Source organism: Lentilactobacillus kisonensis DSM 19906 = JCM 15041 (assembly GCF_001434135.1).
Classification (GTDB): Bacteria; Bacillota; Bacilli; order Lactobacillales; family Lactobacillaceae; genus Lentilactobacillus; species Lentilactobacillus kisonensis.
In genome coordinates this window covers 142,649-164,945 of the sequence record NZ_AZEB01000001.1, presented here as the reverse complement: position 1 = coordinate 164,945, position 22,297 = coordinate 142,649, and the positions used below count along the sequence as shown (strand labels likewise).

Below are 22,297 nucleotides of genomic sequence, written 5' to 3'. Positions count from 1 at the left end.
TGGTTTCAAATTATTATTAATATTAATAGTCAAGAATCAATTATCTAATGGTCAAGATTGGCCCATTAAGGAGAGACTGAATGAAAACCACGCAGGAGAATATTTTTTCATCAAAAACTTTGACGTACTTCCTCCAGTTAACCGATACAATGAATTATACCCAGGCAGCCCAAATCCTGGGAATTACCCAACCAGCCTTAACTCAACAAATCAAAAAGCTTGAACGAACCGTTGGGACCGCATTGTTTTATTCGGTAGGTAAAAAGTTGCGGTTAACGGATGCCGGCTATATCATGCTCAAAACCACCCATCAAATATATGATCTGTTAAACGACGCAACTGATGAGATTCAACAGGCAACGAGTTCAACCACTGGCCAGATTAATTTAGGAATTTTGGCTTCGATTGAAACAAAAGTATTTGAGGACTTTGCGTTAGATCTATACAAGGATAATCCTGATCTTGAAGTTAACTTTCACATGTTAACGAGAAAAGAAATCTGGGAAAGTCTTGAAAATAACCGGATTGATCTGGCAATTATGTATTTGCCTGATGAGTCAATTAAGAATTGGAAACCTTATAGTTCCAAAAAAATCATTTCAGATGATCTATTGTTTATTCATCATAACCCCAAGTTTGCGGATAAGAAGAAAATTAGGCTAAAATACGTTGGTGATCGGCCATGGGTAATGTATCCAGAGGATTACTACTTGAATCAAACGTTAAGGGAAACTTTCAAGAATCAAATGGTTGATTTTCCACAAACCGCTGCCAGATATACGATGCCTGAACAAATTTTAAAATTTGCGATTAATACCCATACCAATACAGCATTACCAAAATCATTTTTGCTTAATCTTGATTTAAACAAAATGACTGACGATGATATTTGGGTAACTGAATTTGATCCAAAAATTCGGTTTGATTTGAAATTTGTTTACCGTAAGAATAAGAATGAAATTCCCCGGATTGGTAGATTCTTAAGTAAATTCGATGATTATTTAGCCAAAAAAGATTATTTATCTCGTTTGGCAAAATAAAATTAACTAGTTAAAAGGAGATCATATTAATGAGTAAAGAATTAGTTTTTGGTCATCAAAGTCCTGATACTGATGCGATTGTTGCTGCTAAAGCATATTCGTATTTACAAAATCAATTAGGTTATGATACTGAAGCTGTTGCTTTGGGCGAACCCAATGCTGAAACAGCATTTGTTTTAAACTACTTTGATGAACCAACCCCACGGATCATCAAAACCGCTAAAAATGAAGTGGATTCGGTTATGTTAGTTGATCACAATGAATTCCAGCAAAGTGTGAGTGACATCAAGGACTTAACAATCACCCATGTTGTTGACCATCATCGAATTTCAAACTTCCAAACTGACCAGCCCTTATACTATCGAGCAGAGCCGGTTGGTTGTTGCAGTACGATTATTACTAAGATGTATGATGAAAACAAGATTGATATTCCTGTTCAACTAGCCGGTCTCATGTTATCCGCGATCATTTCTGATACATTATTATTGAAGTCACCTACAACGACTGATGAGGATCGAATCGCCATTAAGACATTGGCTGAGATTGCTGATATTGACTACGAAAAATACGGTATCGAAATGTTAAAAGCTGGTACTAACGTTGCTGCTAAGAGTGACCAAGAGTTAATCGACTCTGATGCTAAATCATTTACGATGGGCGGTAAGAGTGTTCGGATTGATCAAATTAACGTGGTTGAATTTAGTGATATCGACAAACGTCAAGATGACATTAAGAAAGCGATGACCGCAGAAGCTGCTGATAAGGGCTACGATTTGTTCTTAGTCCTAGTGACAAACGTCTTGAATAGTGATTCAAGAATGATTGTGATTGGTGACCCAGTGGCTGCCGTTGAAAAGGCCTTTAACAATAAGCTCAGCAAAGATGCAACGATGTCATTACCAGGAGTTGTTTCCCGTAAGAAGCAGGTTGTGCCACCATTGAATGACGCATTAAGTTAATTTAATCGTATCAGCCACGGTATAAACTTTGACCGTGGCTTTTTTTGTTTACAATGCGGGTCATTCATCCTATAATTAAAATTAAATTGTGCACAATTTAAACCCTATTATGATTTGGCATGAGCTGAATAGGAGGATGTAACCTATGGATAAGCAAGATCTTCAGTCAAAATTAACCCCAGAACAATTTGCAGTTACTCAAGAAAAGGGCACTGAGGCACCCTTTACTGGAAAATATGATGATTTCTATAAAGCGGGTATCTATGTCGATGTTGTAAGTGGAGAACCATTATTTTCGTCAAAGGATAAATACGATGCTGGTTGTGGTTGGCCATCATTTACGAAACCGATTGACAATGCGACGATTAATCGAAAGTTAGATACCTCACACGGCATGATCAGAGAAGAGGTAACTAGTAAGGAAGCTCAATCTCACTTAGGTCATGTTTTCCCAGACGGGCCAACCGAAGCTGGTGGCCAACGGTATTGTATTAATTCAGCTGCTTTAAAGTTTATTCCGGTTGATAAATTAGCCGCATCAGGATATGGTAAGTACAGTGAATTATTTAAATGAGGTGAACTAAATGGAAGATACAGCGATATTTGCCGGTGGTTGTTTTTGGTGCATGGTTAAACCATTTGATACCATACCAGGCATTAAAAAAGTGATTTCTGGTTATACGGGTGGTCATGTCCCTAACCCAACTTATGAACAGGTTGCCAGCCATACTACTGGGCATACTGAGGCGGTTAAGATTATTTTTGATCCAAAAGTTATCAGTTACCAGCAATTAGTAGAAATCTATTGGCATCAGACTGACCCAACCGATGCTATGGGGCAATTCCAAGATCGTGGCGATAATTATCGCCCGGTGATCTTTGTTAAAGATGAACAACAACGAAAAATTGCTGAAGCCTCGAAAAAAGCCCTTGCCGACAGTGAACAATTTGACGATCCAATTGTGACTCAAATTGAGGATGCCAAGCCGTTTTATCCAGCAGAAGATGAGCATCAAGCTTTCTACAAGAAAAATCCACTTCGCTACCAGATGGAAGAAATGGGCGGCAGAGAAACCTTTATTAAGCAACATTGGCAAGGTTAATAACTTATCCGGAGTAGCAAACCATTCTCAATCGTTAGGTATTTGAATGGTTGCTACTTTTTACATATCTGTTAAGTAATTATTTAATTCGAAAGGGGGTTCTCAAATGATTAGGTGGTCGGAAAATAAAATTCAAGCATTTCAAAAAACGCTTCTTGACTGGTATGATCAAAACAAACGGGATCTTCCTTGGCGACAAGATAAAAATCCATATCACGTTTGGGCATCTGAAATTATGCTTCAACAAACCCAAGTCCAAACGGTTATTCCTTACTACCAGCGTTTTATGCAGCAGTTTCCAACGGTTCAATCATTGGCGGAGGCTAACGAAGACAATTTAATGAAGGCTTGGGAAGGATTGGGTTATTATTCCCGAGCACGAAATTTACAAAAAGCTGCTCGGCAAATTGTAACTGATTATCATGGCAAATGGCCCCAAACCACTTTGGGGCTTCAAGAGTTAAGTGGCATTGGCCCTTACACTGCTGGTGCAATTGCCAGTATTGCCTTTAACCAACCAACGGCTGCCGTAGACGGCAATGCGTTTCGGGTATTTGCCAGGTTACTAGAAATTGACGATGATATAGCTAAGCCACAAACACGTAAGGTATTTGAGAACGTGATTAATCACCTGATTTCTCAAGAACGCCCCGGTGACTTTAATCAAGCCATTATGGATTTGGGAGCAAGCTTCATGACAGCAACAAACTATGATACTGATCAATCACCGGTAAAAGCGTTCAACCAATCTTATTTGGATGGGATTGAAGATCATTTCCCGGTTAAGACCAAGAAAAAGCGGCCGGTTCCAATTGACTATTTTGGCTTGGTGATTCAGTCTAAGAAGGGTTACTTACTTGAACAACGACCAGCAACAGGTGTTCTGAGCCACTTTTGGATGTTTCCGTTGTTCAATAAGCAATCGCTGACTGACGGTAAGCAATTAACTGAGCCGAAGTTAATCCAACAACTAGAAAGTCAACTATTAAGCGACTTTCAATTACCAATTCATTTGAGGAAAATTTCTGGAAAGCCAGTTAACCATACGTTTACGCATCAAAAATGGCACATTACGATGCTTACTGGCCAACTTAATGCGAATTGTGATCTTAGTTACTTTCCTGGAAATTGGGTTCAAGCAACTAATTTCACAAACGTCACGTTTTCTAAGGTTCAGTCCAAAATGTGGATAGCCTATCAGGATTCTTTGATAAGTGAGGCTTAAAACAAAATTGCTTTCTGATTCTAGGCGCTTAGTGGTCAGTTTCGTGCAGGCCATCAAGGGCTTCTTTTTGTTTGGTATCAATAATATGGGTATATAGGCCGGTTGCCTTTGTCGATGTTTGTCCCAGTTGTGTTGCGACAAGGTGCTCATTATTAGTTTCTAGGTAAAGTTTGGATGCTAGCGTATGCCGCAATTTGTGTGGAGTAATTCGAACATGGTTGAAAGCCTGAGAATATTTAGCCACCAATAATTCAACGGTTGCGGTAGAAATTCGCCGCGGCTGGTGGGCCCCTTTTGTGAGAAAGAGGGCAGGGGTGGTTTTGTCTGCAAGGTAACGCTTGTTGCGAATTACTAGATAGGGCTTGATATAAGGTAAAACCCAATCAGCAATTGGAACTGCATCGCGTTTACCACCTTTGCGAATAACCGAAATAATTGCTTTCTTCAAATTTAAATCAGTTACATTAGCGTTTGCTAATTCCGAAACTCGGATGCCAGTTCCAAGCATCAAAGCGTTAATCGCAACGTCACGTTCCCGGTCTCGTTCGTACATTTTTAATAAGCGTTTACCACGGATTTGGGTTGGATAATTATTCAAAATAAAGTTGAGATAATCGACGTCTGCGTGACCCAACATAAGCTTATCTTTAATATTGTGAGCACGTGTCTGATAAGTTTCACTATCTGGTACCAACGTAATTTTTTTCATGACGTTTCGGTAAAAATAGGGTTCACCATCTTGGTTTTCGGATTCTTCAGTTAGATAGCGAAAAAGAGCGCCCAGCGCGTTTAATGATCGGTTGATTGTTTGGTGAGAAAGCGTCCCCTGGGGATTTTTAGCACTTTGCTTACCCCGATTTAAAAGAAAGGCCTTATAAAGCTCCATGTCCTGTTTTGAAAGGTGCTCCAAATCAGTAAGTGATATCTGGTTAATTGAAGTTGCAGTAGTAATATTAGTAGCCACAAGCCAGTTGAAAAAGCGTTTGAATTCACTGAGATACTGGTATAATGTGGCGGGCGATAGTGGAATTGTGGATTTTTCTAAGTAATAATCTTGAATGTAGGGCGGCATTTGATTCACAAGCTGCTCGTTGTTAGCAATATAATTTTCTTTTTTCATTTTAAAATCACCTTAAAATTCAAATAATATCATTATGATAATCAAAAATCTGATGGGGATAGTGATTATTTTTTAATATAACTTAATAAAATATCGGTTTTATCAAGTTATATTATATCATAAAATCACGATAAATTTGTATAAATAAAGACTAAATAGTTGACCGTTCGTGGTACACTGTCTAAAATAGTTTTTGATAAATAAAAATTAGTAAAAGAGGTTTTGGCATGATATCGTACTAATAAGTTAAGGGGGCTTCCAATATGATGATTGATATGAAGCAAATTCACGTAATCCAGTTGGATATTCTAAGGAAAGTGGCCAAGCTAATTTCTAAGTACCATATCAACTATTTTATGACTGGAGGCTCCGCAATTGGTGCGGTTCGTCACCATGGTTTTATTCCTTGGGACGATGATATTGATATTGGGTTGACCCGTCAAGACTTTGAAAAATTTCTTACGGTCGCACCAATTGAGCTAGAATCAACGGATTACGTTATCGAAGAAAACCGGTTAAATCCACGTTATGAATATGATTTTGCTAAAGTTATGACGCGTGATTCTCAAATTCTAGAACGTGGACGAGAAGCCGCCAAAGCGCACAATGGCATTTTTATTGATGTTTTTCCATTCGATAAAATGCCGTTAATCAAGCAGCAACAATCCGATCAAAAGATGGTTCTACAAAACATCTTAATGGAAGTTAGACGGCGCTTTTATTCTGCGGACGAGCAAGGACTTACGAATCATCCATATAGTCAACTAACGCTGCCGCAACTTTATAATCTTCGTTTACGAACAATGACTCAGTACGACGACCAGCCAGACTTACCATATGTTAATTTATCTTCACCATATGCATATGGTAAGGAAATCATTTTCCCTGATGAAATGCAGCATTTGATTCAAGTACCATTTGAAAATTTACGCGTACCGATACTAGCTGCGTATGATTCATATCTAAAACGTTTGTATGGTGATTATATGAAACTACCACCGGTTGAGAAACGCATTCAGCGCCATATTTTACGTGCTAAGGTTGATAATCGACAACCGCTGCAAGAGGATGACGTTCAAAACACACGAACATCAGCAAATGGTTTTAAGGCAGAAGCTGGCTAACTAAAGTTGTCGGTTTAAGATGATTAGTAATTTAGAAATGCAAGTTGCTGATACTGGTTAGTATCTTAAACTGGCATTTCTTTTTTATCAATTCTCTACTTCGTATAATATATATTATGTAAAGTAGAATTTGTAATTCCAAAAACACTGTATAGCAGTCCCACCTACTCCATCATTCGCTAGCAAAAAATGACCATCCTTTGTTAATTGTTTCAAGGATGGTCATAATACTTTTTTAGTATTTAAAATACATGTTAGCCAGTCGTCGCTTAATTTCAACATAGTTCCTACATCAATTCATCCTTAAAAATATTAAACGTCTCAATCAATTCTCTGGTTTCTTTAACGTCATGAACCCGAAGTATGCCACCCCCAAGCGAAATCATATAGGCTTCAAAAAGTAACGTCGGAATCAAACGATCTTCTAATTCAAAGCCAAATAATCGTTTGGCAAAACTTTTTCGCGAAATCGCCGTCATTACTGGCGTATTAAGCTTGGTAAGCTCCTTAATGGCTTTCATCTTGATGATATCAAATTCTAATGTATTATGGTTTGAAAAACCAACTCCTGGGTCAACGATAATTTCTGATTTGGAAAGTCCCGCTGACTGTAAATTTCCGATTGCTTTTTCAAAAAAATCAGTCATTGTCTTAAGTAATGTATCTGGTTGTTCGTCAAAGTTTCTGCCGTTAAACATTGTGACCACCGATGGATGATATTGCTGAACCAATTGAAGCTTTGCGTCAGAATTAAAGCCATCAATGTCATTGATAATTTGAATGCCTGATTTTAAACCGCGTTCAATAACTTCATTTGTATTCGAATCGAGACCAAGAATAATATTGGGAAACCGCTTTTGAATTGCTTTTAAATATGGTTCAACCCTTCCCCATTCTTCATCTGCACTAATGTCGTCGAAATGAGGCTTTGAAGATTTTCCGCCAAGTTCAAAAATCGCAGCACCATAACCCATTTCTTGCTCAATTCGTTGAAAGACATTATCTATTCCAGCGTTAACACCGCCATCAAAGAAGGAATCCGGGGTAAGGTTCAAGATGGCATATATGATGGGTGACTTACTGAGATTAAAGTCAAAGTTACTACCTGAAAAACGTTGCTTATTTAGTGTCACCATTGTATTTATCCTCCTTGTTTATTAAATACGTTCGAATTGGATTTAATAGATAAAACGATCCGACCACAAAGATTAGTAATTTGGATTGGCGGTTTGCAGCGTTAATCGCAGCTTTAATCGCTGTAATGGGCCGCTTAAACACTGGGTAGGTTATCCCAGAAGCATCTATGAATGCTTGCTGCAGCTGTCTTGCTGCTAATCTTCGATCAACATTGTCTGGTTCCGTGATAATAAAATGGGCCTGCTTGATTCCTAATAATTTGTGTACCGAGTCCTGGTAATCTTTATCCTTCAAAAAACCAGTCACAATCAGTTTATTGTAGTGTGGAAAAATGGTATTGACTGTGTTGGCAAATGCCGTAATACCATCAAGATTATGCCCGCCGTCAACAATAATCATTGGTTTTTTGTTCACGGTCTCAAAACGCCCTGGTACGTTGATCGTTGCTAATGCATGATTTAACAAGTCACTAATTTGGTTAGTGAGATGCTTGCTTTGACAAAAATCAATTAGCCAAGCAATAACGGTTCGAACATTTTCTAACTGGTAATTTGCTAATAGCCCGAATTGAAATTGACCATGTTGTTGACTAGTCTGGTAATCAACCATTAGTTGCTGACCAATATTTTGAGAGTGAATTATAACGGTTTTTGCGGCATCAATTAGTCTGGCACCCTTTATCGTTGCTTCTCGCTTAATAATGCCATTAATGATTTGCGAATGTTGAGGCGCAATAATCGTTGTGTTAGCCGGTCTAATAATTTTCGACTTGGTTGTGACAATCTCTTCCAAAGAGTTACCCAAAACACCCAAATGATCCAGTCCAATTTCGGTGAAAATAGAATATAGCGTTGTTGTAACAGCGTTGGTAGCGTCCAATTCGCCACCTAAACCACATTCTAAAACAACATAATCGGCCCCTTCTTCGGAAAAGTAAAGCATTGAGGCGAGAAACAATGCCTCAAAATCAGATAATTCAGCATCATGAAACTCGGATATTGCCATCACTTGCTTCAGTTTCATAAACAGATCATTTAGATGGCCTTTACTGATTTCAACACCGTTTACCTGAATACAGTTAGTTTGCTGACCAATCGCAGGGCTCGTAAACAGGCCAACCCGCTGATCCAAATTCTCTAAGCAAGCAGCAATCATCATAGATGTTGAACCCTTTCCATTCGTTCCACAAATATGAATAATTGAAAAGTTCTGATCAGGATGCCCTAAATAAGCTAATACGCGCTTTAGTAAAGTTATCCGATCACCATGGTTATATAAAAATGATGAAAAGTTTTTCTTAGTCATTGTTTGCCCGTCACCTTAATTGCTGATAGGAATTCATTTTGTAGTGCTTGATTTCTTTCGAAGTCACCGCTAAAGCGAATAGTTCTTGTAATTGCGCCTCTACTTTTGACCCCTCGCATTTCAACACACATATGACGCGCGTCAACAACGACCGCAACTCCCTTTGGCGCCAGGATTCGAGTCATCTGATCAATGATTTCATCCGTTAATCGTTCCTGCAACGTTAATTTGTGAGAAACAAAATCAATCAATCGTGGAATCTTACTTAACCCAATGATTGTGCCATTGGCTGGCATGTAGGCGACGTTAACACTTCCCCAAAATGGCATCATGTGGTGTTCGCACATTGAATAAAATGGCAAATTATTCATCATAATCATTTTGGATTGGTCAGAATCCTCTGAATGAAATAATTTATAATCTGTAAAGTCGGTTAATCCCACTGATGAAAAGATTTCGGCATCCATTCGACTTACGCGATTAGGGGTTTCTAGCAGGCCCGCTCGGCTGGGATCCTCACCGATGGCCGTTAGGATACTTGTAGTTGCCCGTTCAATGATATTACCACGATTATCCTTTGCTGATACGGGCTTGAGCTCCTGATCTTTGGAATTAATGTGGGTAATTGCCCTGGTTATTTGTTCGTAATACGGAAATGAGTGATCGACTAATTCCTTGATTGGGATCAAAACAAATCGACGGTTGAAGGCTTCAGGGTGCGGAATTTCTAGATCATCTGAATGAACAACCCGTTGGCCGTAAAAAATAATATCAATGTCTAATGTTCGCGGCCCCCAATGAATCTTTCGCGACCTATGCAGTCGCTTTTCAATTTGATGAATTACCAGCAAGAGATCATCCGGTTCAAGGGTTGTCGCTATTTTAACCGCCGTATTGACAAAGGGTCGTTGGGAGACGTTACCGACCGGTGATGTTTCGTAAAAATTAGCCACTCGTTCAATTATTATTTGACGATTATTTCCAAGAAGCGTGATCGCCGCATTTAGATACTGCTGCCGGTTGCCAATGTTACTTCCTAAGCTTAAATAGACATCTTCCATCCGCTATCGCTCCATTTCTATTTCCACGTTATCCATAATCCCATCGATTGGTAATCCGACTTTTCTAATTTTAACGGTCGTTTTACCAATCCGGTTGTCTAAAGACTTGATTGTCGAAATAATTGACTGAGCCAGTGTTTCAATCAGATTAACCCTGCTGTTGGTGACAATTTGCTGAACATGTTGATAAAAATCACCATAAGAAACAGTCGTTGACAATTGGTCATCTTTTGGTTCGGCATCGATCTCCGTAACCAAATCAATTTGAAGTGCCTGACCAACAACCTTTTCCTCTGGCAAGACCCCTATATGAGCATGAAACTGCATATTATTTAACTTGATTGTATACATAAAACGCATTCCTTTCATACACTATCTAAATCACTATCTAAACAAAGTCTATACAAAAAAGCGGCCCACAAGTACAACGTTAAACGTGTACTGCGTGTCGCAGATAGACTAATTTAATAGTCGATTTTTGATTGTTGTAAAACTCTTTGAATTCAACACAAAATAAATAATTGCAATTTGAATTGGTGTCATAATAGCTTCTTTTAGTGTCCTAATTGGCAGCAACGCAAAAAACGGTGTCTTATACAAGACCGTTAACCAGAAGGTATTCAACGCAGCGTTAACAAAAATCGCAATAATCAACTGAGAGAAAATGACCCGCTTCCAGCTAATGGCTTGATTGTAAAAGAAGAAGCCATAGATAGCTGCTCCCAAAATTGCAGAAACCGTGAAGCCGGGGAAATATGGACTACCAGAAATCAAAGTTCCAATAACGTCACCAACCGCAGCCATCACAGAAGTCCATAAGGGACCATAAAGGTAGCCGGCAATGGCAGTGATCACAAAACCAAAGCTTAACCTCAAAAACTCAGTGCCAACAGTAAATCTTCCTAAAATTAGCGTTAATGCCATTAAAACACCTAAAACAACGACATCTAACGTCCGTAACTTTCTAAACCCTAATGATAATGACTTCATAATGCTGACATCTCCTAAGAAGGAGCTCACCAATATTTAGAGGTTCTAAATAAGACGGTGAATGCGGAAACAACACCGCAAATAAAAAGCAAGTCGAAGCTTTTTATTTTTCGTTCGAAGTTCACATTCCGTTCCTTCGACACTTAACGCGTTGAATCCTACCCCAGATTTAATTATGTAACTATTAAAGTTTATCACATTAAACAAAAAAAGCAATCATTTAACCGGCGTTTGCCGAACATTAAATGGTTACTACACAGAATTGTTTTTATTTTATAATTGATCTTGGTCAAAATCACGAAGCCAAGCAAGTGCCAAAGCCTTGTCTCCTAAGTGGGTTCCAATGGTTGGGCCAAAATAACTTTGCTCAATTATCATTTCTGGATAAAGTTCGTGAATTTTGTTTGCCCACTCATTACCAGCTTTAGGATCATTTCCATTGATCACCAAGGCTCGTAATGGGTACGTTGCTCGTTGCTGCGCTTTTGCAAATAATTCTTCTACCCGTTTAAGTGCTTTTTTGCGAGACCGAATTTTTTCAAAGGCCACAATTTCATTACTATTATCATCAAAGGTTAACAAGGGCTTTATTTTCAAAATACCGCCAATAAACGCTGAAGCATTGGATAAACGACCGCCACGAACGAGGTTTTGAAGGTCATCAACAACAAATAATTCATCAATCGTTGATCGTAGATTGTCAAGGTATTTGATGATCTGCTCAGGCGTTCGACCAAGTTTAGCCATTTTGCTAGCCTGAATTGCTAAATAACCCATTAGTTTAACCGTAATTTTAGAGTCGTACGGAATAACTTTGATATTTTCAATAGACGGTGCAATCTGTTCCAACGAACTATAAAAGCCGGAAATTGTACTTGCCAAATGAATGCTGATAACCGTATCATACCCCTCATGTGCCAGTGACTCATATAATTCAATCATTTCACCAACCGGCGGCTGTGAGGTGCTTGGAAACGAGTTTGACGTTTTCAATTTCTGATAAAATGCTTCAGTTGTGAGGTCAACGCCTTCTTGATACTCTTTACCATCAATAATAACGGGAATGACCACGACTTTAATATGATATTTTTGTTGTTCTTCCTTTGTTAAATATGCAGTGCTATCTGTTACAATGGCAATCTTCATTAAATCCACCTGCTCATAATTATATTCTGCCTAGGCTCTGTTCTAATCGGTTCATTAAAATCTTTAATAAATTTTTTTCTTCATCAGTCCAGTGATTAAAAATCCGTTCAGTTAATTCATCAAGCTTCGTTTTCACGTATGTACTCGAATTGATTCCCTTTGGCGTGACGTTGTAGATCAATTGTCGTTTGTCTTTGCCAACCGCCGTCTTTTCAATCATTTCCTTTTCGACCAGCTTTTTCAGCTGTCTAGAAAGTGTTGAGATATCTAATTTGGTTCGTGACGAAAGCGTCTCCTGAGTTGTGTTACCGTCAATTACCTGGCAAAGCAACTTCCATTCTGAAATAGTAAGTCCTGTTTCCTTTGTTATTGCAAATAATTGAGCCTTATGATTTTTAGCAGCAGAATTAAGTGCTGGAAGAATATCCTTCATTCTGAAAAGACCTCCGAAAAGTTAGTATACGCTTAAAAATTATGACTTACAAATGAACCGTGAGCTTCGCATGAGTGCCAGAAGTGCGCTATACTAGTAGATGCTACCTATATGAAAGTGAGTGATAAGATGTCATTTGATGGTTCTTTTACCCATTCCATGAGAAATGAATTAGCTTCTATTCTAAAAACTGGAAGGGTAAGCAAAATAAATCAACCCTATCCCAATGAATTGATATTAACAATTCGAGCAAAAAGTAAAAATCAACAATTACTTTTATCTGCTAACCCAACATATGCCCGGGTTCAGCTAACCAAAATTCCATATGTTAATCCGAGCGTCCCAAGTAACTTTACAATGATTATGCGCAAACATCTTAGCGGCGCAATTCTAACCAATATTGAGCAGTTGGATAATGACCGTGTTCTCAGATTTTTGTTTACATCTAGAAATGAACTTGGTGATCAAACTGAGCTTTGCTTAGTTGTTGAAATTATGGCCCGACATAGCAATATCATCCTAGTAGACCAGAAAACCAACAAGATCATTGATGCGATTAAACACGTTGGTTCAGACGTGAACCGGTATCGAATCCTGCTCCCAGGAGCGACCTATATCAACCCACCAAAGCAAGACGTTCAGAATCCATTCAAAAAAGCTTCGTTTGATGATATCAACAAGCTAATCATTGATTTTCCAAATGTCCAGGTTCTCGCTGCTAATGTCCGAAAGAACATTCAAGGACTCGGTAAAGACACATCCTTGGCATTAGCAAGTTATTTGCATGACGATAACAAAACGGAAACCAATTTTAAGAAGTTCTTTGATCAATTTGATCATCCAACGCCAACTTTAAGCAATATTGCTAATAACAAGATTAATTTTACCGCATTTCCTTATCCTGGTACAATAAAAAATAAAGTTTATTCAACTTTGAGTGAACTTCTTGATAGTTATTATGCTGAACGAGCCCAACATGACCGTGTTCGAGAACAAGGAGCGGTCTTGATTCAAGTTGTTAAAAAGCAATTGAAGAAAAATAGAACAAAACTCAAACGATTAAACCGCGATTTGGCGGAAACTGAAAATGCTGATGAGTTTAAAATTAAAGGTGAAATTCTGACAACGTATCTGCATAAAATCACCCGGGGCATGAATTCGATTGAACTTCCTAATTACTACGATAATAATTCGTCCCTTGCTATCAAATTATCAAATCAGCTATCACCCTCTGAAAATGCCCAACGTTATTTTAAAAAATATCAAAAACTAAAGAATGCGGTTAAATATCTGGCTGAACAAATTGAATTAACTAAGCAAGAAATTGACTATTTTGAAAACATTCAATCACAAATTGAACTTGCTAAACCAGAAGATTTGGTTGATATTCGGTTTGAATTAGAACAAGGTCATTATTTAAAGGATCATGAACAGCGAAATAAAAAGAAAAAAGCAAAGCGCCGAAAAATCAACAAACCTGAGGCCTTTACTTCAAGCGATGGTACAGAAATTCTTGTCGGTAAGAATAACCTCCAAAATGAGCGTCTGACAATGCATACCGCCGACAAACGGGAAACCTGGCTGCATACTAAAAACATTCCAGGATCGCATGTGATTATCCGCAGCTTTGCCCCTTCAGAACAAACGCTCACTGAGGCAGCAACTTTAGCCGCCTATTTCTCTAAGGCACGGGATTCCTCAAAAGTGCCGGTCGATTATACCAAGGTAAAGCACATTAGAAAGCCTAATGGGGCAAAGCCTGGATTTGTAATTTATGATAGTCAGCAAACGCTCTTTATTACGCCAACTGAAGAAGCTGTAGAGAAGCTCAAAAACTAGTGCTATAAGTGCGCTTCCATCAATAATATAAAATGATAGTGGTTAGATCAAGGAGATATCCTTTGGGTCTAGCCACTATTTATGTTTCTAATAATTTAACTAAAGTTCTCGAATGAAAGCGATGACCCTACTTCTTGCTTAGTCGTCCCCTCATTACGGTTAGATTGTAATTCCTTGAATGGAAAATGAGCGGCCATAATTGAATATCGTTTGTGTTCCGTTGGTACAATTTGGTTTCTAAGAGAATTCATATCCAAGAGTCCCAAATATTTTCTAACAAGCACATTTATCCAGTTAATTCCAGTTGTTTTAGTGAGAAACGCCGTCTCCGTGATTCTAACCGGCCTAATCCCAGTACAACTATATTTACCAGTAGCCGTTTTATCAAATAATACTTGGACCAATCCTTGCCATTCGCCCACATTAACGACGTCAATTGCTTGGGCTATTAATGATACCTCATCACTTTCCCAATTCGTCATTGGTTCTTGATAATCGTTAATATGATGAATATCTGTTCGATTGTCATGCTTGAAAAAAGAGATTGTTGTTACTGGCAAGATTTCTCCTTTTTGAACAAATAAGTCAACGGCCGTTGTCGCTTGATTTTCCTTGTAACTGGCAACTTTTTGATCTGGCGGCAAAACAATGACATTCAAATTAGTAAACTGTTGTAATTGATTAGCCAAATAATGGCGGTTTCCTGGTAGGAAAACAACGTCCGGTTGATCGATATCAATGATGTTTAAAATATTACCAAGTTGAATCGGTTCAATATACTGTTTATCGCTTAGTTGCGGTGTTAGTGACACAGCGTTTGGGTTCGTATTCATAATAATTGTTTTATAACCGGTTTTTTTCAATGAAATCAAAATCTGAGTTGTATAATAATCCGCGGCTGAATTAGGGCCAAGCTGATTACCACCTCGGCCAATTACCAATGCTGTTTTTCCTTCAAAAGGATGACTTTCATTTTCTAATTCGTAACTACTATAAAAAATACTTGTATTCTCCAAGAACTCTCCAGCACTGGGTTCAATCTCTTTATATGTTACCTGGTACTTAACGTCTTGGTTCATTTTACTAATTTCCGAAATGTTTACGTTCCAAAGTTCTGCTAGCATACCATCGCCAAAGCCGTACTTATGTCCTACCTGGATTGATTCAGGTGACATGGGATTATTAACCACAAAACTCTGAGCTCGCAGTAACTGATTTAATTTATAAAAATAAAAACGGTCAATTTGAGTAAGCTCAGATAGTTCATCAATCGAAAAGCCTCGCCGTAAAGCCTCCATCAAGATCAGAATTCGGCTTGCTAAAGGATGAATCAATTGATTGATCACATCATCGTCATCAACCTTTGAGACACTGGGCAGAATATCTCGAGGTGAAAACTGGGAACTATGCATTGATTTAATGATCGCTTCTTCAACCGTTCGGCCAATCCCAATTGTTGACCCAACAGATTTCATTAATGTATTGAGGTGTTGATCAACATCGTTAATATCCCTAAATGGCCAAAGTGGAATTCGAACAAGAACGTGATCCATCGTTGGTTCCATAAATGCGAGGTATTTACTGTACTTAGCCGGCAACTTGACCTCTGTGAGTGAATAACCCAACTCTAAGAAACTAGAAACATATGTCACTGGATAACCAGTCGCCTTTGCTGCAAGCATTGTATTTCGCGTGAAAAATGGACTAACTTTGGTGACAAAGTAATTAGAATCAGTACGGCTCTGAGCAAATTGTACATGACAAGTTCCCGTCACATTAAGGGAATCCATAATTCTGAAGGTGGCCGTTCTTAACGCTTGATATTCTTCGTTAATGAGTGTTTGAGTCGGTGCAAAAATAATTGAATCACCGGAATGAATCCCAATAGGGTCCATATCTTCTAATCCAGAAACCAGCATCTTATTACCATTCACGTCACGAACGCCGACCATTTCAATTTCTTTGTAGCCGACGATACTTTGTTCAATCGAACAGCGCTTGATATACGTCCGTTTAAAACTAACGTCTAATGCATCTTCAAGTTCATCAGTATTGTTACAAATAAAACGACTCGTGTCATGACTAGCAGAAATTGGTTTTACAATAACGGGAAACCCAACTTCCCTGACAAAATCCATTGCCTCGTTATCATCAGCAACAATCCTTGATGCAATCACCCGCTCGTTAATTTCCGTGAGTAATTCACGCAGTTTTTGATTATCAATCACCTTCCGTAAATCAGCGGGTTTAATGCCTAATAGCGTCACATTATTAGAACTTAAAACACCACTTTCGGAGAGCTGCCAGGCAATCTGCATGGCGTTTAAGCCCCCCGTCGTTGCCATAATTGCATCAGGATGTTCTTTTTCAACGATATTGACAACGTTTTTAAAGTTCACCTGCTGAACGTAAACATTTGCTGGTTGGATTTCCTCACTCGTAACGGAAAATGGGTTGTCGTCAACGTAAATTATTTGCGCACCAGTTTTTTTTAACGCAATTAGCCGTTCAAACGCGGCAGCATCAAGTTCATTTTCATGACCAATATTTGTAGGGCCGCCACCCAGTAATAAGACCTTATTAATATCCATTGCCATTGTAGCCCCTTCTTCTTTCCATAATTTCCATAAAGTCGTCAAATAACCCGACGCTATCTTTTGGCCCTGGAGCCCCGTCAGGTGAAAACTGAACTGAAAACGCCGGAAAATCACGGTGTCGAAGCCCTTGAACCGTCCCATTCACTAAGTCAACATGAGTAATAAATAATTTAGCATGGTCAATGGATTTAGGATCCACAGCATAACCCTGCTCTTGACCAGAGAAAAAGATTTCGTTGGTAATGATTTCTCTAATTGGGTGATTGGCACCATGATGCTCTACCCGCAATTTAGATACCCGCGCGCCATTAGCTAGAGCAAACAACTCATGCCCTAATCCAATTGCAAACATTGGTGCTTGGCTTTGGACCTCCGTAATCATTTTGAGAACAGAACTTGGCAGATTGGAAGGCGCCCCTGGACCCGTAGATAAGACAATGCCATCCGGATCCAAATCAAGGATCATTTCACTAGTTGAATTCCAAGGAACAACTGTTACATTACAATTTCTACGAGAAAGTTCTCGCAGAATACCGCTTTTAAGCCCAAAATCGACCACAACAACATTGTCGCCTTCATCTGGATTTGGATATGGTTTCGGAGTTGCTACCTGAGCAACCTGTTGATTGGTTAGAACGGTTGCGTGGAGTTGGTCAAACGCATGATCATCTGCAACATCAACGATACTAGCTTTCATATTGCCATACTTCTGTAAGCGATGCCGAATTTCCCTTGTGTCAACATCATAAATCCCAGGAATCCGATGCTGTTTCAGATATTTATCCAAAGAGATCCGCTTAAAGTGATCGGTTGCCAAGTTCTCATACTCTCTGACAATGACCCCCTTTGCGGACGGCAAAATAGACTCGTACGCATTCTGGTCGAGTCCGGTATTTCCAATCGATGACTGGGTAAAAACGATAATTTGGTTATGATAAATCTGGTTAGAAATAATTTCCTGATAACCGTTCATAGTTGAATTTGCAACTAATTCCCCGGTCGTTGTTGCTAATGAACCAAACGCCTTGCCAGGGTACGCAGATCCATCTTCTAATATCAAATATCTTTGCGTCATGCTGACTCCCCATTTTTAAGTATCATTTGATGAGTTCAACAGCATCCTTATCATCAATTTCAGATACGTATACTTTGATCTTTTCTTTTTGTGAACTTGGAATATTCTTGCCAACAAAATCAGCTCGAATTGGCAATTCACGATGGCCCCGATCAACTAAAACTGCTAAGTTAATACTTTTAGGCCTTCCTAGATCCATAACAGCAGAAAGGGCAGCGCGGACGGTTCGGCCGGTATAGAGAACGTCATCGACGAGGATGACGCGCTTGCCCTCAATTGAAAAATCAATCTTATTGTTGGACATTTTGACGTCTGAACTCATTGAATCATGCTCAATGTCGTCACGATAATTTGTGATATCAAGTTCACCAACGGGAATCGTAACGTTCTCAAGTTGCTGCAGGCGATTAGCAATCCGGTTAGCAAGGAAAATCCCTCGAGTTTTAATCCCGATAAGGACTAAATCCTCAACACCCTTATTTTTTTCAACAATTTCATAAGTTATTCGAGTCAATGCCCGCTGCATTGCCATTTTGTCTAAAATTATCTTTCCCATCATCAAAGTGCTCCTTAAATTAGTATCAGGTTTTATAAACCAAAAAGCCGTGTTAAGTTCAGGATATGAGAGCTTAGCCGGCTTGTCAAGATTTCAATGGCTGAGTTAGCCTTAAGTTTGTCAGCACCTTCTCAAAAATAGGCGGAATTGGCGCCGAAAAGGTCATTAGTTCATGAGTTGTGGGATGTTCAAATCCCAACTCTTGGGCGTGCAAAAATTGGCCATTTCCCTTAATGGTTTTCCGTGGCCCATAGAGGGGATCTCCTACGATTGGATGCTCAATATACTTCATGTGAACCCGAATTTGGTGAGTTCTTCCCGTTTCAAGACGGCAAGAAACCAGCGTATATTGTTGAAACCGCTCTAAGACTTCGAAATGGGTAACTGCCGGCCGGCCATCTATGATCACAGCTTGCTTTTTTCGGTCATTTAAAGATCGACCAATTGGTGCGTTTACAACGCCAGAATTTTCTGTAATGCGTCCGTGGACAAGAGCCACGTACCTTCTTAAATTCTTTTGCTTTTTTAGTTGAGCCGAGAGGAACTTGTGAGCCGCATCGTTTTTAGCCACCATCAATAACCCAGAAGTATCCTTATCAATCCGGTGAACAATCCCTGGCCGATATTCCCCATTAATTGTTGAAAGTGGGCTATGAAATAGTAATGCGTTAACCAATGTATGGTTAGGGTGGCCTGCTGATGGATGAACAACCATTCCCTGTGGTTTGTTTACAACAATAACATCATCATCTTCGTAAACAATATCAAGCGGAATGTTTTCGGGTTCTAAATTGATCGCCTGGGGTTCTGGATTACTAATTGAAATCTTATCACCAATTTCAACTGGGTATTTGGGCTTCTTGACTTCGCCATTGACAGTGATATCACCATCATCAATTAGTTTTTTAGCTCGCGATCGGCTAATGGTTGGCTCAATTTCTGAAACAACTTTATCCAATCGACCAGTATGTGTGCTTACTTCAATTGTTTTCACGTTAATTTGTACAATCCTTTACTTATTGTTCCCTTAAAACTGCAATCCCTAAAACAATGATTCCAATCGTTAAGAATGTATCAGCACAGTTAAAGATCGGGAAATTAATAAAATCTAGTTGAAACATATCAACAACATGGCCACTAAAGATTCGGTCAATAACGTTTCCAGCCGTACCAGCAATCAATAAACTGAGGCCAAGACGATAAGAAATGTTTTTCCAATAGCGAATTAAAAAATAGCCAATGGCAACTAAAGCTAATAAAGCAATAATCACAAAGATCTCTTGATGGCCGGCCAAAATGCTCCATGCAGCACCTGTATTATTAATCCTTGTAAGTGAAATCACTCCCGGAATCAATGTCATTGACTGGCCCATTGCCAAACTAGCAACCACCCAGTGCTTTACTAGTTGGTCTATTATGATTAATAAAGCAATTCCAATTATATAAATAACAGGCACCTTTAAAACTCCTTTTAAAACAACCCAGTAATTCGGCCGTTTTCATCTATGTCCATATCAAGTGCCGCTGGATGGCTTGGCAATCCGGGCATTGTTAGTATTTTACCAGTAAGGGCAACAATAAAGCCAGCCCCTAATTTTAGTTGAAGATCAGAAACATGGATTGTAAAGTTCGTGGGTGCCCCCAGTTGCTTAGCATTATCAGTTAACGAATACTGGGTTTTAGCCATACATACGGGTAAATGACCATATCCCATTTTTTCAATCCGCTTGAGGGCATTTTTGGCCTTATTAGATAATTCAACGTTTGTCCCACCGTAAACCTTTGTTACAATTGCATTGATTTTTTCCAACAATGAATTGTCCGACGAGTACAATGGTTTAAAGGTTGCTGGCTGATCACAAGCAGCAATAACTTCTTTTGCGAGATCAACGGCGCCTTTTCCACCTTCGGCCCAGCTGTTAATGACCGCTCCTTTTACACCTAACTCATTGTGAACATAGTCCTTTAAAAAGTTAATTTCAGCGTCACTATCACTAACAAATTTATTAATAGCAACGACCACCGGTTTGCCATATTGTTGCATATTTTCGACGTGTCGTTTCAAATTAACAATGCCAGTTTCAAGGGCGTTTAAATCTTCTGTATTCAAATTGTTTTTATCAGCCCCACCATTCAATTTTAAAGCTCGAACCGTGGCAACGACAACAACACAATCGGGCGACTTTTTGAGCTTTGGGGCAACGATATCCATGAACTTTTCGCCACCAAGGTCTGAACCAAAGCCTGCTTCAGTGATTGTATAATCACCAAAATGTAGCGCTGCTTGCGTTGCTAAAATACTGTTACAACCATGAGCAATGTTAGCAAACGGCCCACCGTGGATAAATGCAGGCGTGTGCTCAATCGTCTGAACCAGATTTGGCTTAATGGCATCTTTGAGAAGTAGCGTCAACGCACCCTGAACATGAAGATCAGATACTAAAACTGGCTGACGGTCGTATGTATACCCAATAAGCATTTGACCAATCCGCTTTTTGAGATCAGTCAGGTCAGTTGCCAGACATAGGATTGCCATTAATTCGCTGGCAACCGTGATATCAAATCCGTCTTGGCGAGGAACACCCGAGGTTCTACCTCCCAACCCAACAACGACTTGGCGTAATTCACGGTCATTGACATCTAAAACCCGCTTCCAGACAATTTGTCTGGGATCAATATTTAGTTGATTACCATGCTGAATATGATTGTCAATTAAAGCCGCAAGTGTATTGTGGGCTTCGGTTAACGCATCAAAATCGCCAGTAAAATGCAAATTAATATCATCCATTGGCACTACTTGTGCATAGCCACCACCAGTAGCGCCACCCTTCATTCCCATCACTGGGCCCAGGGATGGCTCACGAAGGGCTAAAGCAATTTTTTTATGTAATTCAGTAAAGGCATCTCCTAGACCAATTGTGACAGTCGTCTTACCTTCACCAGCTGTGGTTGGATTGATTGACGTAACTAGAATTAATTTGCCATCATTACGTTCCGTTTTAGGATCAAATTGAACCTTCGCCTTGTAATGGCCGTATTGTTCAATTTGATCTTCACTAATCCCGAGTTTATCAGCAATTTTAACAATCGGTTCCATAGATGATTCTTGAGAAATTTCAACATCGCTTTTCATATTGATAATGGCCTCCTAATTACGACTCCATCCAAAATTCACAACGTCATTAACACTTACCGGTTAGTAATTAATTCTTTAATTTCAATAACCGAATTAGCTGGTAAAATAAAACTATATATCCTTGTGTTGGCGACAAACCCTAGCTGATACTTGGAAACTTGAACGTGAGAAATTTTATCCAAATCGATCACTAACCAATGGGGATTTGTAATTCGGCTTACCACTAATTGATTATGATAGATTTTAATGTTTCGAAAATGAATTTCTGCCCAAGCAACAATGGCAAAAAAGATAAAGAAAAACAGTGTGATCCATTGAAAATGTGTTATTTCCAGCCAAAAAATAACGCCGACAAAAAAGATGATAAACGTCCAACTCCAACAAATAATACTCCCCAATGGACTTGGTTGATAAAAAAAGTGTCGTTTTTGGGATATCATTAATAAAACTC

22 protein-coding genes and 1 riboswitch are annotated in these 22,297 nt (G+C 39.0%); of the genes, 7 read left to right on the top strand and 15 right to left on the bottom strand.

Annotated elements, in window-relative coordinates; all coding sequences use genetic code 11:
- Nucleotides 1-80: 80 nt before the first annotated feature.
- The 5 genes from FC98_RS00785 to mutY all read left to right on the top strand — a co-directional run bounded on the left by FC98_RS00785 (nucleotide 81) and on the right by mutY (nucleotide 4,327).
- Nucleotides 81-1,040, top strand: a complete 960-nt coding sequence (locus FC98_RS00785) for a LysR family transcriptional regulator (protein ID WP_008856807.1) — start codon at nucleotides 81-83, stop codon at nucleotides 1,038-1,040.
- 29 nt (nucleotides 1,041-1,069) lie between these two features.
- Nucleotides 1,070-1,999 carry a manganese-dependent inorganic pyrophosphatase gene (locus tag FC98_RS00780; protein ID WP_008856806.1) on the top strand — a complete coding sequence of 310 codons (930 nt, stop codon included), beginning with the start codon at nucleotides 1,070-1,072 and terminating at the stop codon, nucleotides 1,997-1,999.
- Between the two features lie 145 nt (nucleotides 2,000-2,144).
- Entirely contained in the window at nucleotides 2,145-2,573 is a 429-nt protein-coding gene (gene msrB / locus FC98_RS00775; RefSeq protein ID WP_054654249.1) for a peptide-methionine (R)-S-oxide reductase MsrB, read from the top strand.
- A 10-nt stretch (nucleotides 2,574-2,583) separates the two neighbouring features.
- Nucleotides 2,584-3,102 carry a peptide-methionine (S)-S-oxide reductase MsrA gene (msrA, locus tag FC98_RS00770; protein WP_008856804.1) on the top strand — a complete coding sequence of 173 codons (519 nt, stop codon included), beginning with the start codon at nucleotides 2,584-2,586 and terminating at the stop codon, nucleotides 3,100-3,102.
- A 106-nt stretch (nucleotides 3,103-3,208) separates the two neighbouring features.
- On the top strand, nucleotides 3,209-4,327 hold the full coding sequence (gene mutY / locus FC98_RS00765; RefSeq protein WP_008856803.1) for an A/G-specific adenine glycosylase: 1,119 nt from the start codon (nucleotides 3,209-3,211) through the stop codon (nucleotides 4,325-4,327).
- 28 nt (nucleotides 4,328-4,355) lie between these two features.
- Here the strand turns inward: mutY and xerS are convergent, their stop codons facing one another.
- Nucleotides 4,356-5,447 carry a tyrosine recombinase XerS gene (gene xerS / locus FC98_RS00760; RefSeq protein ID WP_054654247.1) on the bottom strand — a complete coding sequence of 364 codons (1,092 nt, stop codon included), beginning with the start codon at nucleotides 5,445-5,447 and terminating at the stop codon, nucleotides 4,356-4,358.
- Nucleotides 5,448-5,710: 263 nt separating this feature from the next.
- On the opposite strand from xerS, the gene FC98_RS00755 reads away from it, so the two are divergent.
- Nucleotides 5,711-6,571, top strand: a complete 861-nt coding sequence (locus tag FC98_RS00755; RefSeq protein ID WP_008856801.1) for a LicD family protein — start codon at nucleotides 5,711-5,713, stop codon at nucleotides 6,569-6,571.
- A 287-nt stretch (nucleotides 6,572-6,858) separates the two neighbouring features.
- Here the strand turns inward: FC98_RS00755 and folP are convergent, their stop codons facing one another.
- The 7 genes from folP to FC98_RS00720 form a co-directional block, all read right to left on the bottom strand.
- Nucleotides 6,859-7,707, bottom strand: a complete 849-nt coding sequence (gene folP, locus FC98_RS00750) for a dihydropteroate synthase (RefSeq protein ID WP_008856800.1) — start codon at nucleotides 7,705-7,707, stop codon at nucleotides 6,859-6,861.
- Nucleotides 7,691-9,013 carry a bifunctional folylpolyglutamate synthase/dihydrofolate synthase gene (locus FC98_RS00745; protein WP_008856799.1) on the bottom strand — a complete coding sequence of 441 codons (1,323 nt, stop codon included), beginning with the start codon at nucleotides 9,011-9,013 and terminating at the stop codon, nucleotides 7,691-7,693. Before FC98_RS00745 ends, folP begins: the two co-directional genes overlap by 17 nt.
- Entirely contained in the window at nucleotides 9,010-10,074 is a 1,065-nt protein-coding gene (folE, locus tag FC98_RS00740; RefSeq protein WP_008856798.1) for a GTP cyclohydrolase I FolE, read from the bottom strand. Before folE ends, FC98_RS00745 begins: the two co-directional genes overlap by 4 nt.
- A gap of 3 nt (nucleotides 10,075-10,077) precedes the next feature.
- Complete coding sequence (gene folB, locus FC98_RS00735) at nucleotides 10,078-10,425, bottom strand: dihydroneopterin aldolase (RefSeq protein ID WP_040471512.1); 348 nt, start codon at nucleotides 10,423-10,425, stop codon at nucleotides 10,078-10,080.
- A gap of 108 nt (nucleotides 10,426-10,533) precedes the next feature.
- Entirely contained in the window at nucleotides 10,534-11,064 is a 531-nt protein-coding gene (locus FC98_RS00730) for a folate family ECF transporter S component (protein ID WP_008856796.1), read from the bottom strand.
- Between the two features lie 53 nt (nucleotides 11,065-11,117).
- Nucleotides 11,118-11,232, bottom strand: a riboswitch (THF riboswitch).
- 105 nt (nucleotides 11,233-11,337) lie between these two features.
- Nucleotides 11,338-12,210 carry a DegV family protein gene (locus tag FC98_RS00725; protein WP_056949020.1) on the bottom strand — a complete coding sequence of 291 codons (873 nt, stop codon included), beginning with the start codon at nucleotides 12,208-12,210 and terminating at the stop codon, nucleotides 11,338-11,340.
- Nucleotides 12,211-12,229: 19 nt separating this feature from the next.
- Nucleotides 12,230-12,643: a MarR family winged helix-turn-helix transcriptional regulator gene (locus FC98_RS00720; RefSeq protein WP_008856794.1), complete on the bottom strand. Its 414-nt coding sequence runs from the start codon at nucleotides 12,641-12,643 to the stop codon at nucleotides 12,230-12,232.
- A 129-nt stretch (nucleotides 12,644-12,772) separates the two neighbouring features.
- Between FC98_RS00720 and FC98_RS00715 the strand changes: the two genes are divergently transcribed.
- Entirely contained in the window at nucleotides 12,773-14,482 is a 1,710-nt protein-coding gene (locus FC98_RS00715; RefSeq protein ID WP_056949089.1) for an NFACT RNA binding domain-containing protein, read from the top strand.
- 95 nt (nucleotides 14,483-14,577) lie between these two features.
- Here the strand turns inward: FC98_RS00715 and FC98_RS00710 are convergent, their stop codons facing one another.
- The 7 genes from FC98_RS00710 to FC98_RS00680 form a co-directional block, all read right to left on the bottom strand.
- On the bottom strand, nucleotides 14,578-17,079 hold the full coding sequence (locus FC98_RS00710) for a carbamoyl phosphate synthase preATP-grasp domain-containing protein (RefSeq protein ID WP_056949018.1): 2,502 nt from the start codon (nucleotides 17,077-17,079) through the stop codon (nucleotides 14,578-14,580).
- Complete coding sequence (locus FC98_RS00705) at nucleotides 17,063-18,154, bottom strand: carbamoyl phosphate synthase small subunit (RefSeq protein WP_040471511.1); 1,092 nt, start codon at nucleotides 18,152-18,154, stop codon at nucleotides 17,063-17,065. The genes FC98_RS00710 and FC98_RS00705 overlap by 17 nt, the downstream gene beginning before the upstream one ends.
- Before the next feature lie 22 nt (nucleotides 18,155-18,176).
- On the bottom strand, nucleotides 18,177-18,710 hold the full coding sequence (pyrR, locus tag FC98_RS00700; RefSeq protein WP_040471538.1) for a bifunctional pyr operon transcriptional regulator/uracil phosphoribosyltransferase PyrR: 534 nt from the start codon (nucleotides 18,708-18,710) through the stop codon (nucleotides 18,177-18,179).
- 85 nt (nucleotides 18,711-18,795) lie between these two features.
- Nucleotides 18,796-19,704 (bottom strand): RluA family pseudouridine synthase, encoded by a 909-nt coding sequence (locus FC98_RS00695; RefSeq protein WP_056949016.1) that lies wholly within the window; start codon nucleotides 19,702-19,704, stop codon nucleotides 18,796-18,798.
- Between the two features lie 22 nt (nucleotides 19,705-19,726).
- Nucleotides 19,727-20,167 (bottom strand): signal peptidase II, encoded by a 441-nt coding sequence (gene lspA / locus FC98_RS00690; RefSeq protein WP_056949014.1) that lies wholly within the window; start codon nucleotides 20,165-20,167, stop codon nucleotides 19,727-19,729.
- A gap of 14 nt (nucleotides 20,168-20,181) precedes the next feature.
- Nucleotides 20,182-21,843, bottom strand: coding sequence for a formate--tetrahydrofolate ligase (locus FC98_RS00685; protein ID WP_008856787.1), 1,662 nt, complete (start codon nucleotides 21,841-21,843; stop codon nucleotides 20,182-20,184).
- A 56-nt stretch (nucleotides 21,844-21,899) separates the two neighbouring features.
- The gene (locus tag FC98_RS00680) at nucleotides 21,900-22,286 is read right to left on the bottom strand and encodes an EbsA family protein (RefSeq protein WP_008856786.1); all 387 of its coding nucleotides are present in this window, start codon (nucleotides 22,284-22,286) and stop codon (nucleotides 21,900-21,902) included.
- Nucleotides 22,287-22,297: the final 11 nt, after the last annotated feature.

Bases quoted from the DNA above. Each gene is read 5' to 3' on its own strand.
- FC98_RS00785 (WP_008856807.1), top strand. From the start codon at position 81: ATGAAAACCACGCAGGAGAATATTTTTTCATCAAAAACTTTGACGTAC.
- FC98_RS00780 (WP_008856806.1), top strand. From the start codon at position 1,070: ATGAGTAAAGAATTAGTTTTTGGTCATCAAAGTCCTGATACTGATGCG.
- msrB (WP_054654249.1), top strand. From the start codon at position 2,145: ATGGATAAGCAAGATCTTCAGTCAAAATTAACCCCAGAACAATTTGCA.
- msrA (WP_008856804.1), top strand. From the start codon at position 2,584: ATGGAAGATACAGCGATATTTGCCGGTGGTTGTTTTTGGTGCATGGTT.
- mutY (WP_008856803.1), top strand. From the start codon at position 3,209: ATGATTAGGTGGTCGGAAAATAAAATTCAAGCATTTCAAAAAACGCTT.
- xerS (WP_054654247.1), bottom strand. From the start codon at position 5,447: ATGAAAAAAGAAAATTATATTGCTAACAACGAGCAGCTTGTGAATCAA.
- FC98_RS00755 (WP_008856801.1), top strand. From the start codon at position 5,711: ATGATGATTGATATGAAGCAAATTCACGTAATCCAGTTGGATATTCTA.
- folP (WP_008856800.1), bottom strand. From the start codon at position 7,707: ATGGTGACACTAAATAAGCAACGTTTTTCAGGTAGTAACTTTGACTTT.
- FC98_RS00745 (WP_008856799.1), bottom strand. From the start codon at position 9,013: ATGACTAAGAAAAACTTTTCATCATTTTTATATAACCATGGTGATCGG.
- folE (WP_008856798.1), bottom strand. From the start codon at position 10,074: ATGGAAGATGTCTATTTAAGCTTAGGAAGTAACATTGGCAACCGGCAG.
- folB (WP_040471512.1), bottom strand. From the start codon at position 10,425: ATGTATACAATCAAGTTAAATAATATGCAGTTTCATGCTCATATAGGG.
- FC98_RS00730 (WP_008856796.1), bottom strand. From the start codon at position 11,064: ATGAAGTCATTATCATTAGGGTTTAGAAAGTTACGGACGTTAGATGTC.
- FC98_RS00725 (WP_056949020.1), bottom strand. From the start codon at position 12,210: ATGAAGATTGCCATTGTAACAGATAGCACTGCATATTTAACAAAGGAA.
- FC98_RS00720 (WP_008856794.1), bottom strand. From the start codon at position 12,643: ATGAAGGATATTCTTCCAGCACTTAATTCTGCTGCTAAAAATCATAAG.
- FC98_RS00715 (WP_056949089.1), top strand. From the start codon at position 12,773: ATGTCATTTGATGGTTCTTTTACCCATTCCATGAGAAATGAATTAGCT.
- FC98_RS00710 (WP_056949018.1), bottom strand. From the start codon at position 17,079: ATGGCAATGGATATTAATAAGGTCTTATTACTGGGTGGCGGCCCTACA.
- FC98_RS00705 (WP_040471511.1), bottom strand. From the start codon at position 18,154: ATGACGCAAAGATATTTGATATTAGAAGATGGATCTGCGTACCCTGGC.
- pyrR (WP_040471538.1), bottom strand. From the start codon at position 18,710: ATGGGAAAGATAATTTTAGACAAAATGGCAATGCAGCGGGCATTGACT.
- FC98_RS00685 (WP_008856787.1), bottom strand. From the start codon at position 21,843: ATGAAAAGCGATGTTGAAATTTCTCAAGAATCATCTATGGAACCGATT.
- FC98_RS00680 (WP_008856786.1), bottom strand. From the start codon at position 22,286: ATGATATCCCAAAAACGACACTTTTTTTATCAACCAAGTCCATTGGGG.